The sequence below is a fragment of the Streptomyces sp. NPDC005492 genome (assembly GCF_040605995.1).
Classification (GTDB): Bacteria; Actinomycetota; Actinomycetes; order Streptomycetales; family Streptomycetaceae; genus Streptomyces.
The window spans coordinates 244962-260896 of record NZ_JBEXDX010000009.1 but is presented as its reverse complement, the minus strand read 5'-3'; the positions used below and the strand labels follow the sequence as shown (position 1 = coordinate 260896).

The window sequence follows — 15935 nt, the reverse complement described above, 5'->3', positions numbered from 1 at the left end:
ACTTACCGGTAAATCTCTCACCACATGAGCATGACAACGCAGTCGACGAGGGTACGTAAGCCCTTTCCCCGTCCCCTGCGAGAGGAATCGCTGTCGTGTTCTCCGGTCCCCCGGCCCGCACCGTGGCCAATCTGCTGCTCCGGCCGGGCTTTCGGTCCCGCCGTACGCCCGACGCGGTCTTCGACCGTCTGCTCGCCGACGCCGGGCAGACGAAGGGCGACGAGCCGTTCGTCGACGAGTTCCGGTTCTTACTGCGATGTTGGGCCGGCGCCGAGAACCTCACTCCGGTCGGCTGGCTGTCCGCGCGCGGACACGTCGGCCGGCATCTCAGCAACCGGACGCGGATCAGGCGGCTGATCGCCGAGCACCCGGAGATAGCCGAAGAGCCCATCGACAGACCGGTGTTCGTGGTGGGCCTGCCGCGCACCGCCACCACCCTCACCCACGGTGTGCTGTCCCTGTCCGACGAGCACCGCTGCCCGCTGCTGTGGGAGTTGCTCACGCCCGACCTCGAACTCGGCCCGGAACAGCGGGAGTCGGCGATCACAGCCGCACGTCGACTGGTCGGCGGCATCGATCTGCTCACCCCGCGCTTCCGCGACATCCACGGCCTGCGGCCCGAGGGCCCGGAGGAGTGCACCTTCGCCCTCCCGCACACGGTGATGCCCCTGTCCCAGGCCCGCATCCCCGAGTACCTGCCCTGGCACGACGCGCGGGACTTTGAACCCGACTACCGGCATCTCAAGCAGGTCTACCAGGTGCTCCAGTACGGCCGCCCCCGCCGCCGCTGGGTCCTCAAGTCGCCGCTGCACCTGGAGAACCTGGGGGCCCTGCACACCGTGTTCCCCGACGCCACGATCGTGTGGACGCACCGCGACCCGGCCACCGTCGTGGCCTCGTTCTGCAGCCTGGTCGAGCACGGCATGACCGTGAGCACCCACCCCCTCGACCTGCACGGCATCGGCTCCACCTGGCTGGAACTGCTGAGCCGCTCCGCGTCCCGCGGCCTCGCGGCCCGTGCGGCCGTCCCCCAGGACGCCCTGGTGGACGTGCCCTACTCCTGGCTCGGCTCCGACCCGGCCGCGGGCGCCCCGAAGCTCTACGCGGCCGTCGGCGCCCGCTGGACCGACGCCGACGCGGCCCGTCTCCCCCAGGTCGCCACCCGCCCCAAGGGCACCCGTCCTCACCAGTACGACCTGGCACGCTACGGCCTCACCCGCGCCGATGTCGCCTCGGCCTTCGCGGACTACGACGCCCTGCGCGCCGAGGTCGAACGGGCCTGACGGCACGGGCCGACCCCGCGCGAGTGCGGGGCCGGCCCGGCCGTCCACCGGACTTGCTCAACTACTGGTGACGCTCTCGCTGTTGGTGGTGAAGGCGAGCCCGCCGGACGAGGACGTGATCTCGAAGCCGAACTGCAGGTCCCCGATGGTCACGTTGCCGAACCAGCCCTTGGTGTCCTTGATCCACTTCAGGATCGGCAGGATGTCGATCGTGCCGGACGAGGAGTTGGAGCTGCGGACGAACGAGAACACGTCGTTGCTGCCGTTGTTGCCCTTGTAGACGGTCCAGGTGGAGCCGCCCAGCGTCAGGCTGCCCTGCGAGGTGCCGAGCGGGCCGACCGCGCCGGTCTTGTTGACCCAGAGCATGATCTCGTAGGCGTAGTTGGTGTCCCAGATGTCGTACGACGTGTTGTACGCGCCGGACGACGGCACCGTGACGTTGTAGCTGCTCTTGAGCGAACCGAGCGAGGTGATCGACTTGCCGATCACCTTCTTGGCGTTGGGGTAGGCCTTGATGCCGCCGGTGTTGGGGTGGTTGGCGGTGACACCCCAGTTGGTACCGGAGTTGGCCCAGATGCACTGGGTGCCTGCGCCGGAGCCCCAGATGTCGTTGTAGAGCGTGTAGCCGTTCAGGGTCGTGCTGCCCCACTGGTCGCAGGAGCTCCAAACGGCGGCGGAGGCGGGGGCCGAGGCGAGGCCGACGGTGGCGCCGAGCGCGAGGGCGGGGGCGAGAACGGCCGTAAGTACACGGCCCAGCTTGCGTGTTGCCATGGTGTCCCTTCCATGGGTGGGGGGAATGCGACTGGCTACCGCGCCCCCAGGGTGAGGACGCGGTCTTCTCCGGCGACGAGTTCGAGCGGCTGCGCGCCGGCGGAAGTCCGGAGTTCGACGCGGTGGGTACGGGAGGGGCGGACGACGGCGGTGGCACCGTGGGGGGCCCAGCTCAGGTCGACCTCCGCCCCGAACCTCGTGCGTACGCCGGTGAGTTGACCGTGCGGATACGCCGCCGAAAGCGCGGGCAGCAGGACCAGCCGGTCCGGGGTCGACTGCACCAGCGTCTCGACGAGCAGGCCTGGCAGGGTGTGCGCGGCGTCCGCGTTGTAGACGTCGCGGTTCGGGTAGTGCGCGCTCATCAGCGACGCGTGGAAGAAGTCGCCGTCGAGCACCTGCCCCAGGGCGTGCGCCACGCGCTCGCCGTCCCGGAGGCGGGCGGCGACGAGCGCGTGGTGGAGGTGTCCGTGCGCGGAGTCGTTCTCGGCGCCCCGGAGTTGGAGGGCGCGATGGGCGGCGGACGCGAGCCGCGGGGTGTCGTAGGGGTTGATCTCGTCGAGGGGCCAGACCCCGTAGAGATGGCTGAGGTGGCGGTGATCGTAGCTGTCGTCCAGACCCGGCCAGGCCCATTCGGCGAGGGCTCCGTCGGCGTTGACGCGGTGCGGCGGGAGCCGGTCGGCGAGGGCGAGCCAGCGGAGGGCCTGCGGGGTGTCCGGGTGGTAGGCGGCGGCGGTGCGGAGGGCGTGGCGGGCGGCGGAGAGGTCCATGGCCGCGTTGATCGCACCCCAACTGGCGTTGGCGGGACGGTTCTCGGGCGAGTAGGAGGGGACGAGGACCAGGGTGCCAGCGGGGTTGTGCGGGGCGCTCGGGTCGTCCGGGGCGCTCGGACCACTCAGGCTGGTCGGGCCGCTCGGGTCATCCGGCTCGTCCGAGTCACTCGGGTCGGTCGAGCCGCTCGGGTCGGTCAAGCCGCTCGGGTCGGTCAAGCCGCTCGGGTCGTCTGGGCCAGTCGGGTCGTCTGGGCCGGTCGTGCCAGCCGGACCATCCGAGCCTTCCGGACCGTCCGAGCCGTCCGGGTCACTCCGGCCAACCGGACCGCTCGGGTCGTCTGGACCGCTCGGGTCAACCGAACCGCCCGGGTCGCCTGGACCGCCCGGACCAGCCGGACCATCCGAGCCGCCCGGGTCAGTCGGACCGCTCGGGCCATCCGGGTCACTCCGGCCAACCGAGCCAACCGAGCCAGCCGGACCGCTCGGGTCATCCAGGCCAGTCGGACCGCTCGAGTCTGTTCGGGTGAGGAAGTCCTCGTAGAACAGGGCGACTTCGGCGAGAGCGGCGGCGGTACGGGGGTCGTGTTCGCCGCGTGTCTCGTCGTGGTCGACGAGTGGCTTGAGGAGCCAGTCCGCGCCGGCGGTCCACAGGTGCAGCGGATATTCGCGGCTGAAGTGGTACGACAGCCCGGACTCACCGTCGGTGTGCGCGGGGGCGACGACGCCTCGGGCGCCGAAGACGGCACGGGCGTTCTCGCGCCAGTCGTCGAGCTGACGGTGGATCAGGGAGGCGAGGGCGTCCGTGACTTCGGGGAGGGCGGCGCTCGCGGCGGAGGCGGTCTGGAGATTGAGGTTGGCGTCGTTGGTGAACGCCCCGGACCAGGCCGTGTTCCAGTCGCCGGTCCACAGACCGGTGAGGCGGGGTGGGAGCAGGCCGCTGGAGGAGAGGAGGTGGTAGCGGCCGGCGGCGAAGAGGCGCTCCAGGAGGGCGGGACTGCCTGGGCGCTTGAGCAACTCGGTTCCGGGGAGCGCGCGTTCGGCGGGGTCGGCATGGAGGTCGAGGGTGACGCGGCCGTAGGCGGTGCGGTGGAGGGCGAGGTGCCGGTCGAGGAGGGCGTCGTAGGACTGCTCCCGCTGGGTCAGTTCCCGCAGTGCACGCGTCTCTGCCACGACGTCCGGTTCGCCGCGGTGGCGCCGGACGCGGGTGAGGAGGAGGACCTCGGTGGCACCGGCGACGCGAACTCCGTTCGGGGCGAGTCGAGTTGTCCCACCGGTGACTACGACCAAGGTCACCCCGGTGTACGCGCGGTCGCTGTCGGGATAACGGACGCGGAGGCTGAGCACGGCACCGTCGGGAGTGAGGAGCGTTCCGTGGCCGACGCTCAACCCGGCCGGGGCTCCGGGGAGTTCGTGTTCCTGGGCGAGGTCGAGAGTGAGGTCGGGGGCGGTGACGTGCTGGACGATCACGTCGTCGGCACGGGACACGAAGACACGGCTGCGCCAGTCCGCGCGGTTAGCGGTGGCCTCTCCAGTGCTGAAGTCGACGGACCTGCGGTAATCGACGTCCACTCCGCCGCCCAGTTGTTGCCCACGCAGCCGTACCTGGAAGGCCGGATGGAAGGGCTGCACCCACTGGAGCGGGCGACCGTCCGTGAAGGTCTCGGCGACGGCGAGGTCACCGGCGAGCAACCTCTCCTGGAGCGCCGGGAGTTCGGCGGCGAGTTCCGGGGGCCGGGCGTGCTCGCCGCCGTTCGGGCGGACGAGGGTGTGATGGGTGACGATGACTCGGTCGTCGCTCGGATCACCGAACACGAGGACGCCGTGGCGGCCGTTGCCGCTGAGGAAGGCTTCCTCCCAGCGGGTCGCGGGGTGGGGCTCCCAGGTGGCGTGGACGGGACCCTCGGTCATGGCCGCAGCACCGCCACGCCGTAGCGGCCGAGCGTGATTTCGCCCTCGACGGTCGCGCCGGTGAGCAAGTCGCCGTAGGGGCCCGGGACTTCGACGGTAACCGGCTCGCGTCCGTGGTTGAGCAGGAACAGGAGGTCGCCGCGTCGTACGGCCTCGACGCACCCGGGGAGGCCGTCGAGCACCGGACGGGCACCCGCGTCGGCGGCGATGCGGGTGAGGAGAGCGCTGAGGGCCTGGGGCTCGGGGAGGGTGGAGACGTACCAGGATCGGCCCTTGCGGAGGATGGCGGGGAAGGCGTCCAACTCGCCGCCCTTATAAGGGATCACCTCGTCGACGCTGCCGTCCTCGGGCTCGATCTCCTCCGACCAGAGCGTCCCGCGGAAGCCCTCGCACTCGACGGTCTCCCCCGCGTCCAGCGGCCACCACTCGTGCAGGGTGCGGATGCCGAAGAGGTCGCGGAGGCGGGGGTGCATGCCGCCGGGGCGCACCCGGTCGTCCTCGTCGGCGATGCCGGTGAGGAAGCCGCAGACGAGGGTGCCGCCGTCGCGGACGTACGCGAGGAGGTTGTCGATCGCGGTGTCCGTGAGGAGGTAGAGCTGGGGGACGACCACCAACCTGTAAGCGGACAGATCGTGTTCGGGGTGGGCGAAGTCGGTGGTGAGGTGGGACTCCCAGAGGGCGCGGTGCCAGGCGCGGAGGACGTCGGGGTAGTCGACCTCGGTGGAGGGGCGGCCGTCCTGGGCGCCGGCCCACCACGCGTGCCAGTCGTGCAGGATCGCGATGTCGGAGGTGACGACGTGAGTGCCCGTCACCTTGCCGCCGACAAGGGCCAGTTCGGCACCAAGCTCCTTGACCTCCTGGAACGTGCGGCCCCGCTCCCCCGCGTGGCTGAGCATCCCGGAGTGGAACTTCTCGGCACCCTGCCGCGATTGGCGCCACTGGAAGTAGCAGACGGCGTCGGCGCCGCGGGCCACGGCCTGGAGGGACCAGAGGCGGTTGAGGCCGCGGGGCTTCGGGTGGTTCACTCCGCGCCAGTTGACCGATCCGGCCGCCTGCTCCATGAGCATCCACGGGCCGCGCGCCTGCGAACGGGTCAAGTCCTGGACGAGAGCGGCACTTTGGGCACCGAGCGGATCGCGCGGGTCGGGATAGAGGTCGACCGAGACGACGTCCTCCTCCTCGGACCAGCGCCAGGCGTCCTGCCCCACCCACAACGGCATGAAGTTGGAGGTGACCGGGAGGTGCGGGGTGTGCCGACGGACGATGTCGCGCTCGGCGGCGTAGCACTCCAGAAGCATGTCGGAGGTGAAGCGCCGGAAGTCCAGTACCTGCGTGGGGTTGTTGAGGTAGTGGGCGTGGCGTGGGGGCAGGACACCGTCCCAGGTGTCGTAGCCCTGGCTCCAGAAGGCCGTGCCCCAGGCCGAGTTGAGGGCGTCGAGGGTGCCGTAGCGCGTCCGCAGCCAGCGGCGGAAGGCGTCGGCGGCCTCGTCGCCGTAGTCGAAGGTGCAGTACTCGTTGTTGATGTGCCACATCGTGAGGGCGGGGTGGCTTCCGTAACGGGCGGCCAGGTCCTCGGTGATAGCGGCGGCGTGGCGGCGGTAGACGGCGCTGGAGTGGGAGAAGTGCTGGCGCCCGCCCCACCATTCGACCCGGCCGTCCGCGTCTCGGGGCAGCGTCTCCGGGTGGAGGCGGCCCAGCCAGGGAGGTGGGGAGGAGGTGGGGGTGGCGAGGACGACGCCGATGCCGTTGTCGTGCATCAGGTCCATCAGCCGGTCGAGCCAGCCGAACTCCCTCGCTCCCGGCTCGGGTTCGAGTTTCGCCCAGGAGAAGACGCCGAGCGTGACGGAGTTGACGGCGGCGTCCTTCATCAGCCGGACGTCCTCGTGCCAGGTCTCCTCGGGCCACTGCTCGGGGTTGTAGTCGCCGCCGAAGAGGATGCGGCCACGGGTGGCGTCACCGAGTCGCGGCATCAGACCCGCTCCCCGTACTGGATGCCGCGCCCGTTGGTGGCGAGGTACACGCGGCCGTACACGCGCGGGTCACCGGTGATGCACTGACCTGTCCAACCCCACTGATGCTGATCGTCGTTGATCCGCACCCAGGTCTTCGCCTCGTCGTCGGAGCGGTAGACGGCGGTGATGGTCTCGGTCGAGCCGACCTGATAGACGGCGGGGTACGCGGCTCCGTCGGCCGCCTTGCCGAAGCCGAGGGTGTACGACGCCCAGCAACTGTCGACCTTCGAGAAGCTCACGCCGCCGTCGACGGACCGGTACAACCCGTTCCACTTGACGCTCAGCCACAGGTCACCGGATCTGCCGGGCGCCGCGGCCAAGTGGAACTGACTGTCGCCTGCGGGCAGCCCGCCTGCACGCGCGGTGAAGGAAAGGCCACTGTCAGTGCTGGCGTATAGCGTTCCTGTGTCGGTGTCGTATGCGTAGAAGAGCGTCGGGTCGGCCGGGTCGGCGACCGGCGTGGCGCCCTTCGGGAAGGAGGAGATCTCGGACCAGGTCGCGCCGTTGTCCGCCGAGCGGTGGGCTGCGTACTTCGTGCCGTCCCAGTGCACGAAGGACCACAGCAGCGTACTGCCGTCGGCGTTGGTGGCGATCGGCCCCGGCGCGTCCTTGGCGATGTCGGGCTGGGCAGCGAAGGGCGCCCAAGTCCGCCCGCCGTCGCGGGAGTACGCGCCGTTGCCGTTGTCGCCCCAGCCCGTGCGGACGACGCACGACGGCCTGTCCGCGGCCTGCGCGATCCCCGTCGCCGACCCGAACACGGGGTTCGCCGCCATGCCGCGCGACGGAGACGCCGTGAGCCGCTCGTGGTACATCACACCGATGTCCCCCGAGGCGCTGATCAGGTGCGCCTCCCCGACCGGGGGCGAGATCAGCTGGATCACGGACGTCTCCTCCAGGCCGCGGATCCGCGGTGCCCAGTGGGTGAGGTCACGGGTGCCGTAGAGGGTGGCGCCGGTGCCGTAGACCACGTGCTTCGAGTCGTACGGGTCTACGGCGACCGCCTGGATCCACCAGCCGAACTTCGGCTGATCCGCACCCCACTTGAGGAAAGGAGTCTCGGACACGTCGAGGACAGCGGTCTCTTTGAGAGACGTCCAGGTGCGGCCGCCGTCGGTGGTCCGGTACAGGGTGTCGCCGGCCGTCCAGCGGTTGTTGGTGGAGACGACGACGGTGCCCGCTCGACGGGCGTCGACGGCGACCCCGCCGTAGCCGAAGGTGTCTCCGGGTCCGGGCAGGGCGGGGGTGACGTCCGTCCAACGGCCGGTGCCGGGGGCGTACTTGTGGACGCTGCCGGTGGACTGGCCGTTGGGGCCGGGAGCGTCGGCGTAGGTCACATACAGCTCGCGGGCGTGCCGGTCGTAGGCGGCGCGGACCGGGAACTTGGCGGAGGTGCCGGTGGGCTGCGCGGGGACGGCCGTCCAGGTGGTGCCGTCCGTGGTGCGGTAGAGGGTGACGGCGGTCGAGGTGCCGTCGCCGTCGCCCCAGCCAGCGTAGACGGCGCGGCCCACCGCGAGGAGGAAGGTGACGCCCTGCCCGGTGGCGCTCGGGGTCGCCGGGAAGGCGGTCGCGGCTGCCCAAGTGGCGCCCCGGTCGGTCGACTTGAGCAGGCCGTCGTGCCGGGTGCCGAGCCAGAGGGTGTCGCTGTCCCGCGGGTCGACGAGCAGCCGCTCGCCCGTCCCGCGTCCGTCCTCGTTGCCGCCGAGCTTCACGGCGAGGTCGGTGCGGGTCCAGGTGGCACCGCGGTCCTCGGAGCGCAGGACCGCGCCGTTGCCGGCCCAGGACTGGGCGTAGGTGCCGAGGGCGAGGTAGAGCCGGTCCGGGTGCGCGGGGTCGACGGCGAGGGCCTCCACGCCGAGGAGGTTCCAGTCGTCCCAGCCGAGTTGATCGGTGAGGGGGGTCCAGCGCGCGGCCCGGTCGTCCCAGCGGTAGGCGCCGCCGATGTCGGTGCGGGCGTAGGCGAGGCCTCGGACGGAGGGGTGGAAGAGGACACCGGTGATGAATCCGGTGCCGCCGATCACCGCGTTGCGCCAGCGGTAGGCGGGGGTGGCCTGGGCCGCCGCGTGTGCCCTTGTCGTGAGGGCGGGCACGGTGGTCAGCGCGGCGGCGGCCGCGGACGCGGCGAGAACGGCACGCCGACTTGGTTTGGACGCGGCCATGACATACCTCGCTCTATGGGATGGGGTGGGGATACTTACGCAGGGGCGCGGGGAACTGCGCGACCAGCCACAACGAACCCGCAGCCGCCGAACCACCGCAGCCTGCGCTTCGACAGGCGCCGCTCAACCCTTGACCGCGCCCGTCAGCATCCCCTTCTTGAAGTGCCGCTGCACGAACGGCGACAGCACGGCCACCGGCAGCAACGCCATCACCATGACAGCCATCTGCACAGCCAGCCCGGACAACTCCCCGGTCTTGATCGCCTGCCCGAGTCCCACCGGGGCTTCCTGCTTCTGCACGAGCTGGATCATGACGTTCTGCAGCGGCATCATGTCCTGGTCGTTGAGGTAGAGCGAGGCGTTGAACCAGGCGCTCCAGTAACCGACGGCGTAGAACAGCGTGATGACCGCCAGCACCGCGCGGGACAGCGGCATCACGATCTGCCACAGGACGCGGAAGTCACCGGCGCCGTCGATCCGCGCGCTGTCGATGAGTTCCTGCGAGATGCCCATGAAGAAGCCGCGCAGCACAAGGATGTTGAAGACACTGAGCGCGCTGGGCAGGATCAGCGCCAGATAGCTGTCGGTGAGGCCGAGGGACTGCACCAGCAGATATGTCGGGATGAGCCCGGCGCTGAAGAACATGGTGGCGAGCAGCAGCATCAGGATCCACCGGTGCCCGACCGATCCGATGCGCGAGAGGCCGTAGGCGCACAGGACGGACACCGTCATGGAGAACGCCGTGCCGACGACGGTGATCAGAACACTGATGATCGCCGCGCGGGTGACCTGGCCGCCGCTGAGGAGTTCCTTGTAGGCGATCAAGGTGATGCCCTTGGGCACCATGACCAGGCCGCCGGCCTCGTCGATGGTCTTGCGCGAGGAGAGGCTGGTGACGAGGACGATCCACAGCGGGAAGAGGATGCCGAGGCAGGCGAGGGTGAGGACGAGTCCCTTGCCCGCGAGACCGGCCTTGCTGGGTTCCTCCTCCCAGGTCGGGCGGGGCGGTGCGGCCCACCTGCTCGGCTGTCGCACAGGCTTGTCGATGACGGCGGTCATTTCTTGTACACCCCCTGCTCGCCCATGAGATGGGCCACCTTGTTGGCTGCGAGGACCAGGCCGAGGCTGATCACGCCCTTGACGAGTCCGGCGGCGGCCGCGTAGCCGAAGTCCTGGTTGCGGACGCCGTTCCACCAGACGAAGGTGTCCAGGACCTCCGCCGCGCCCGGTCCCACAGCGTCACGTTGCAGCAGGATCTGTTCGAAGCCGACGGTGAGGGCGTCACCGACGCGCAGCACCAGCAGCAGCGCGATCACCGGGCGGAGCGCGGGCAGCGTGACGTGCCACATGCGGCGCCAGCGGCCGGCGCCGTCCATCGCGGCTGCCTCGTACAGGTCGGGGCTGACCGAGGACAGGGCGGCGAGGAAGACGATGATCCCCCAGCCGGCGTCCTTCCACACGCTCTGCGCGGTGATCAGGAACTTGAACGTGTTCGGGTCGGTCATGACGTCGAGGCCGTCGAAACCGTGTTGCCGCAGGAGCTGCGAGAACAGGCCCGCCCCGCCCAGGAGTTGCTGGAAGACGGCGATGACCAGCACCCAGGAGAAGAAGTGCGGGAGGTAGAGGATGGCCTGGGAGAGTGCCCGGACCCGGGGCCTGACCACGCTGTTGATGAGCAGTGCGAGCAGGATCGGGATCGGGAAGAACAGGACCAGTTGGAGGGAGAAGAGGACGAGCGTGTTCTGCACGGCGTTCCAGAACGCCGAGTCGGCGAAGATCTGCTGGAAGTTCTCCAAGCCGACCCAGGGGCTGTGCAGCATCGAGACGATGCCGTTGTCGCTGACGTAGGGGTCGTAGTCCTCGAAGGCGACGATGTTGCCGAGGATCGGCAGGTAGTTGAAGACCAGGATGAGCAGGACGGCGGGCAGGGTCATCAGGAGCAGGACGCGGTCGCGTCTGAACCTGAGCCGCAGACTCACCTTTCCGCTACGGCGTTTGGGCCGGGTGCCGGTGGCGCCGCCGGACGCCACCGGGGTCTTTCCCGTCGTGTCGGCCTCGGTCCTGCTCCGAGGCACCGTGCTGTGGGACACGGCCGTTCTCCTTGCCTCGGTACCCGGTCAGCTCGCCGCGGTGCCGTTGTCGTCGAGCAACTTCTGGTACCAGGCGCGGAGTTGGTCTCCGCCCTTGCTCTTCCAGTCGGACACGGCCTGCTGCATGTCGCTGATCTTCTTGCGGCCGCGGGTGACGTCGTCCTCCAACTGCTCGAAGTCGTTGGAGAGGTTGGTGTATCGGCTCGGCTCGGTGATCTGCTGACCGTAGAAGCTCGACTTCTTTGTGAAGGCGCCCATCCGCTGCTGCCACTCGACCTGTGCCTTGGCGACCTCGGGGAAGTCGGGGTGGGCGATGGTGGAGGCGGGGCTCGCGACCATGACGTAGGCGTTGATGACCTCGTTGTTGCCCTGGTCGGTCTTGGTGGGCACGCCGTTCTTGACGGTGTAATGGGTGCCTTCGACGCCGTAGTTGGTGAGCATGTACTCCTTGGTGCCGTACGGCGCGGCGGTGACGTTGGCGACGGCCAGCGCGTCATGGATGACCGACTCGGAGGCCTTCTTGCTGATGAAGGCGAAGATGCCGGCCGGTTCGCCGGCCCAGAGGACCGGGTCGCCGCCGTCGTGGCCGAAGATGTCCATGCCCCAGATCTTGTACGCCGGGTTCTGGGTGGCCTGTTCGGCGGTGCGGCTCCACCACTGCGAGATGTCCTGGGGGTAGATGAGGAACTCGCCGGCGGCGAACTTGGGGCCCGGGTCGGTGGCCGCGCTCTTGCCCAACTTGGCGTCCGGGTGCACGTATCCGGCGGCGAACAGCTTGCGGGTCCACTCCAGCGCTTCGAGGTACTCGGGGGTCTCGATGCGGTTGACCAGCTTGCCGTCGACCAGGTTCCAGCCGAGCGCCTTCTCACTTCCCGAGAGCACGCCGAAGGACTGGAAGGCGGTCCACTTCATGTCCAGGCAGGCCCAGCGCTTGGCCTTGGCGTTGGTGATCTCCTTGGCCAGGGCCATGAACTCGTCGGCGGAGGTGGGGACTTCGTACCCTTCCTTGTCGAAGATGTCCTTGCGGTAGAGGGGCACGATGTTGGGGACGTACGAGGACGGCATGGGCAGGCCGCGCAGTTTGCCGCCGAAGACGCAGCGCTGCCAGGCGTCGGTGGGGATGGCGGCGAGGTTCGGGTAGTCCTTGACCTTGTCGCCGGAGAGGTAGGGGCCGAGGTCGGCGAACTTGCCGATGATGGCGCTGGGTATCTTGCCGCCCATGTTCCAACTCGGGACGACCACGACATCCGGGATGTCGCTGGAGGCGAGGACCGCGCCGAGCTTCTGGTCGTAGGTGTTGCCGTCCTGGTTCTGCCAGGCCACATCGACGCCGATGAGGGCGTTCATCGCCTTGTAGTAGGCGTTGTCGCTCTTGGGCGGGGAGCCCCAGAACGGCGACATGATGGAGACCTTGCCGCCCTTGCCGAGCTTCTTGGGCACCGAGGTCTTCAGGGTCGCGAGGTCGAGCTTGCTGGTGAAACCGACCGAGGAGCCGTTCTTGGAAGGGATGTCCGGGGCCACCACATTGCTGGCGACGAACGCCGGCAGCAGCTTCTTGATCCCCTTGCCCTCCGAACTGCCCCCGCCCGAACCGCTGTCCGAGGCGCCGCAGGCGGAGAGCAGCGGTACCCCTCCCGCCACCGCTGCGGCGACGACCGCCGTGGAGGCGAGGAAGCTTCTCCGGCTCGGAGCGGAGGCGGCGGAGGCGTTCGGCGTCATTGCGTCAACCCTTCATGGCGCACCAGGACACCCGGCGGAGGAGCCGTCGGCTGCGGTGTCTTGAGTGGAGCTGCGATGTGGAACAGAGCACTTGGTCGAACTTCGTCGAAGCGCTTCGATGTTGCTGCGAGGTTAAGTGAACACCCAAGGGTGCACAAGGGTCGCTTCCAAGATTCCTCCGAGGTGTAGGGGGTGACCTGTCCGTATGTGCTGCTTGAAATAACGGTGAAGGTCTCTTGACACCCACCCCTGCGTCGAATGAGCATCGAAGCGCTTCGAAAGAGCCGCGCCGCTCCATCGCAAGGGGAACCCCACGTGACCGCAATGCCGCCGACCACGCCGCCTTTCCGCGATCCGCGACTGCCGTTCGCGAAGCGCATCGACGATCTGCTGGCGCGGCTCACCCCGGACGAGAAGATCGGGTTTCTGCACCAGTACGCGCCCGCCGTGGAGCGCCTCGGCATCGCCGCCTTCCGTACCGGCCAGGAGACCCTGCACGGGGTGGCGTGGATGGGCCCGGCGACGGTCTTCCCGCAGGCGGTGGGCCTGGGCGCGACCTGGAACGAGGATCTCGTACGACGGGTCGGCGACGCGGTGTCCAAGGAGGCCCGCGCGATGCACGCGCGCGACGACCGCGTCGGCCTCAACGTGTGGTCCCCCACGGTGAACCTGCTGCGCCACCCGCTGTGGGGCCGCAACGAGGAGGGCTACTCGGAGGACCCCAAGCTGACCTCGGCGATCGCCACCGCGTACACGCACGGTCTGCGTGGCGACCATCCGACGTACTGGCGCACCGCGCCCGTCCTCAAGCACTGGCTGGCGCACAACAACGAGACGGGCCGGGACGTCGGTTCGTCCTCGGTGCGGCCCCGGGTGCTGCACGAGTACGACCTGCGCGCGTTCCGCGAGACGGTCGAGGCGGGCGCGGTGGCCGGGGTGATGCCGGCGTACAACCTGGTCAACGGCCGCCCCAACCACGTCTCGCCGTATCTGCGCGAGCACCTGCGCACCTGGACCGACGAGGATCTCCTCGTCTGCTCGGACGCGGGCGCGCCGTCCAACCTGGTCGACTCCGAGCACTACTTCGACACCCACGAGGAGGCCACCGCGGCCTCGCTGCTCGCCGGTGTGGACAGCTTCACGGATCACGGCACGGACGGCTCGACGATCGTGGCGCGGGTCCAAGGGGCCCTGGAGCAGGGCCTGTTGACCGAGGCGGACATCGACACGGCGGTCCGCCGTCAGCTCTCGGTGCGGTTCCGGCTCGGCGAGTTCGACCCGGCGCACGACCCGCACGCGGGCATCGAGGACTTCGACACACCGGCCCACCGAGCCCTCGCCCAGGAGGCCGCCGAACAGGCGGTGGTCCTCCTCAAGAACGACGACCTGCTGCCGCTGGCCCACGACACCCGCCTCGCCGTCGTCGGCCTGCTCGCCGACGAGTGCAAACTCGACTGGTACAGCGGCACGTTGATCCACCGCTCCACCCCGCTGGAGGGCGTGTACGAGCGGTTCGGCGCGGAACGCGTGGAGTTCGCGGAGGGTGTCGACCGGGTCCGCCTGAAGACGTCCCAAGGCGCCTTCCTGCACGTGCCGTTGGCGGACGTGCCCGACGAAGTGCGCGGCGCCGAGGGCGCGTTGGACCCCGCGCTCCTCGCGGGCCGCACCGACCTCCCGCCCCTCACCACCGACGCCACCGGCACCGAACTCGCGCTCGTCGACTGGGGCGAGGACGTCCTCACCCTCCGCGCCCCGGACGGCCGTTACCTCTCGGTCGCCGAGGACGGCTATGTGCGCGCCTCCGCCGACCAGCCCGGCGGCTGGGTCGTCCAGGAGACATTCCGCCTGGAACCCCACGAGAACGGTCACCTCCTGCTGCACATCGGTACGGGTCGCCACGTCTCTGTCGCCGCCGACGGCGTGAAGGTTGCCGAAACGGACGCGGAGATCTTCGAGCTGATCGTCGCCGAACGCGGCGAGGACGCGGTGGCCCGGGTCGCCGAGGCGGCGGACGTGGTGCTCGTGGTCGCGGGCAACGACCCGCACATCAACGGCCGCGAGACCGAGGACCGTACGACCCTCCGACTCCCCGCCCACCAGGAACGCCTGCTGCGCGCGGCCCGTACCGCGAACCCGAACACGGTCCTGGCACTGGTCTCCGCGTACCCGTACGCGGCCGACCCCGCCGATCTCCCCGCGATCCTGTGGACGGCCCACGGCGGCCAGGGGGCTGGCACCGCCCTCGCCCGGGTCCTGGCCGGCGACGTCTCCCCGGCGGGCCGTCTCCCCCAGACCTGGTACGCCGACGACACGGACCTGCCCGACCTCCTCGACTACGACGTGATCGGCGGCCGTCAGACCTACCTCTACTTCGAGGGCACCCCGCTGTTCCCGTTCGGCCACGGTCTGTCCTACGCGTCCTTCGCGTACGGCGACCTGGCGGCCCGGGTCGAATTCGGCGCGGTGCACGTGTCGTTCAGGGTCACCAACACCGGTGATGTGACGGCGGACGAGGTCGCGCAGATGTACACGCGCGCCGCCGACCCGTCGGTCCCGCGCCCGCGCCGCGAGCTGACCGCACACCGCCGCGTGACACTCGCCCCGGGCGATGCGGCGGACCTCTCCTTCGAAGTCCCGCTGTCCGCCTTCGAGTTCTGGGACGTGGCCCGGGGTGGCCACCGCCTCGAACCGGGCGCCTACGACCTCCTCGTCGGCGCCTCCAGCGAGGACATCCGGCTGCGGACGACGGTCACGCTCGCCGGTGAGGCCGCCGCTCCGCGCGCCGTCCTCCAACACGGCCTGGACGCAGCCGACTTCGACGAGCAGTCGGGCAGCGAGGTCGTCGACCGGACGAAGGCGGCGGGCGACGCGGTGACACCGGGGCGCGACGGCACGGCCGAACTGCTCTACCGGCACTGCGACTTCGGCACCGGTGTCACGGAGGTGACCGTGGAGGTGGCGGGCCAGGGGATCGTGGAACTGGCCCTGGACGGCGGCCCGACACTCGCCGAACTCGCCCTCGCCACGCCCACATCGGGGCCGTACGACTACACCACGCTCGGCGCCGGGATCGTCGCCGAGGGCGTGCACGACGTGCACCTCAGGCTGCGCGGCCCGCTGCGGCTCGCGCACGTCGGCTTCTCCGGCTGAGGGTCCGGAGAGGCCGACGCCGGTCCGGGGGGACCGGCGACAGAGAAGGGGCCCGGCACCGGAAGGCATCGATGCC

At 69.9% G+C, this 15935-nt stretch carries 9 protein-coding genes; 2 read left to right on the top strand and 7 right to left on the bottom strand.

Going from position 1 to position 15935, the window contains the following annotated elements; genetic code table 11:
* Positions 1–95 precede the first annotated feature (95 nt).
* Positions 96–1283, top strand: a complete 1188-nt coding sequence (locus tag ABZT04_RS15895) for a sulfotransferase (RefSeq protein ID WP_356056804.1) — start codon at positions 96–98, stop codon at positions 1281–1283.
* 57 nt (positions 1284–1340) lie between these two features.
* On the opposite strand, the gene ABZT04_RS15890 is transcribed toward ABZT04_RS15895, so the two are convergent.
* The 7 genes from ABZT04_RS15890 to ABZT04_RS15860 all read right to left on the bottom strand — a co-directional run bounded on the left by ABZT04_RS15890 (position 1341) and on the right by ABZT04_RS15860 (position 12709).
* Positions 1341–2054, bottom strand: coding sequence for a hypothetical protein (locus ABZT04_RS15890; protein WP_356056803.1), 714 nt, complete (start codon positions 2052–2054; stop codon positions 1341–1343).
* A gap of 35 nt (positions 2055–2089) precedes the next feature.
* Complete coding sequence (locus ABZT04_RS15885) at positions 2090–4732, bottom strand: glycoside hydrolase N-terminal domain-containing protein (RefSeq protein ID WP_356056802.1); 2643 nt, start codon at positions 4730–4732, stop codon at positions 2090–2092.
* On the bottom strand, positions 4729–6702 hold the full coding sequence (locus tag ABZT04_RS15880) for a beta-galactosidase (RefSeq protein ID WP_356056801.1): 1974 nt from the start codon (positions 6700–6702) through the stop codon (positions 4729–4731). Before ABZT04_RS15880 ends, ABZT04_RS15885 begins: the two co-directional genes overlap by 4 nt.
* Entirely contained in the window at positions 6702–8900 is a 2199-nt protein-coding gene (locus ABZT04_RS15875) for a 1,4-beta-glucanase (protein WP_356056800.1), read from the bottom strand. Before ABZT04_RS15875 ends, ABZT04_RS15880 begins: the two co-directional genes overlap by 1 nt.
* A gap of 123 nt (positions 8901–9023) precedes the next feature.
* Positions 9024–9959, bottom strand: coding sequence for a carbohydrate ABC transporter permease (locus ABZT04_RS15870; protein ID WP_356056799.1), 936 nt, complete (start codon positions 9957–9959; stop codon positions 9024–9026).
* Positions 9956–10990 (bottom strand): ABC transporter permease subunit, encoded by a 1035-nt coding sequence (locus ABZT04_RS15865; protein ID WP_356056798.1) that lies wholly within the window; start codon positions 10988–10990, stop codon positions 9956–9958. The genes ABZT04_RS15870 and ABZT04_RS15865 overlap by 4 nt, the downstream gene beginning before the upstream one ends.
* A gap of 27 nt (positions 10991–11017) precedes the next feature.
* A complete protein-coding gene (locus ABZT04_RS15860) occupies positions 11018–12709 on the bottom strand; it encodes an extracellular solute-binding protein (RefSeq protein ID WP_356056797.1) in 1692 nt (563 codons plus the stop codon).
* Positions 12710–13024: 315 nt separating this feature from the next.
* Between ABZT04_RS15860 and ABZT04_RS15855 the strand changes: the two genes are divergently transcribed.
* Positions 13025–15859 carry a glycoside hydrolase family 3 C-terminal domain-containing protein gene (locus ABZT04_RS15855; protein ID WP_356056796.1) on the top strand — a complete coding sequence of 945 codons (2835 nt, stop codon included), beginning with the start codon at positions 13025–13027 and terminating at the stop codon, positions 15857–15859.
* Positions 15860–15935: the final 76 nt, after the last annotated feature.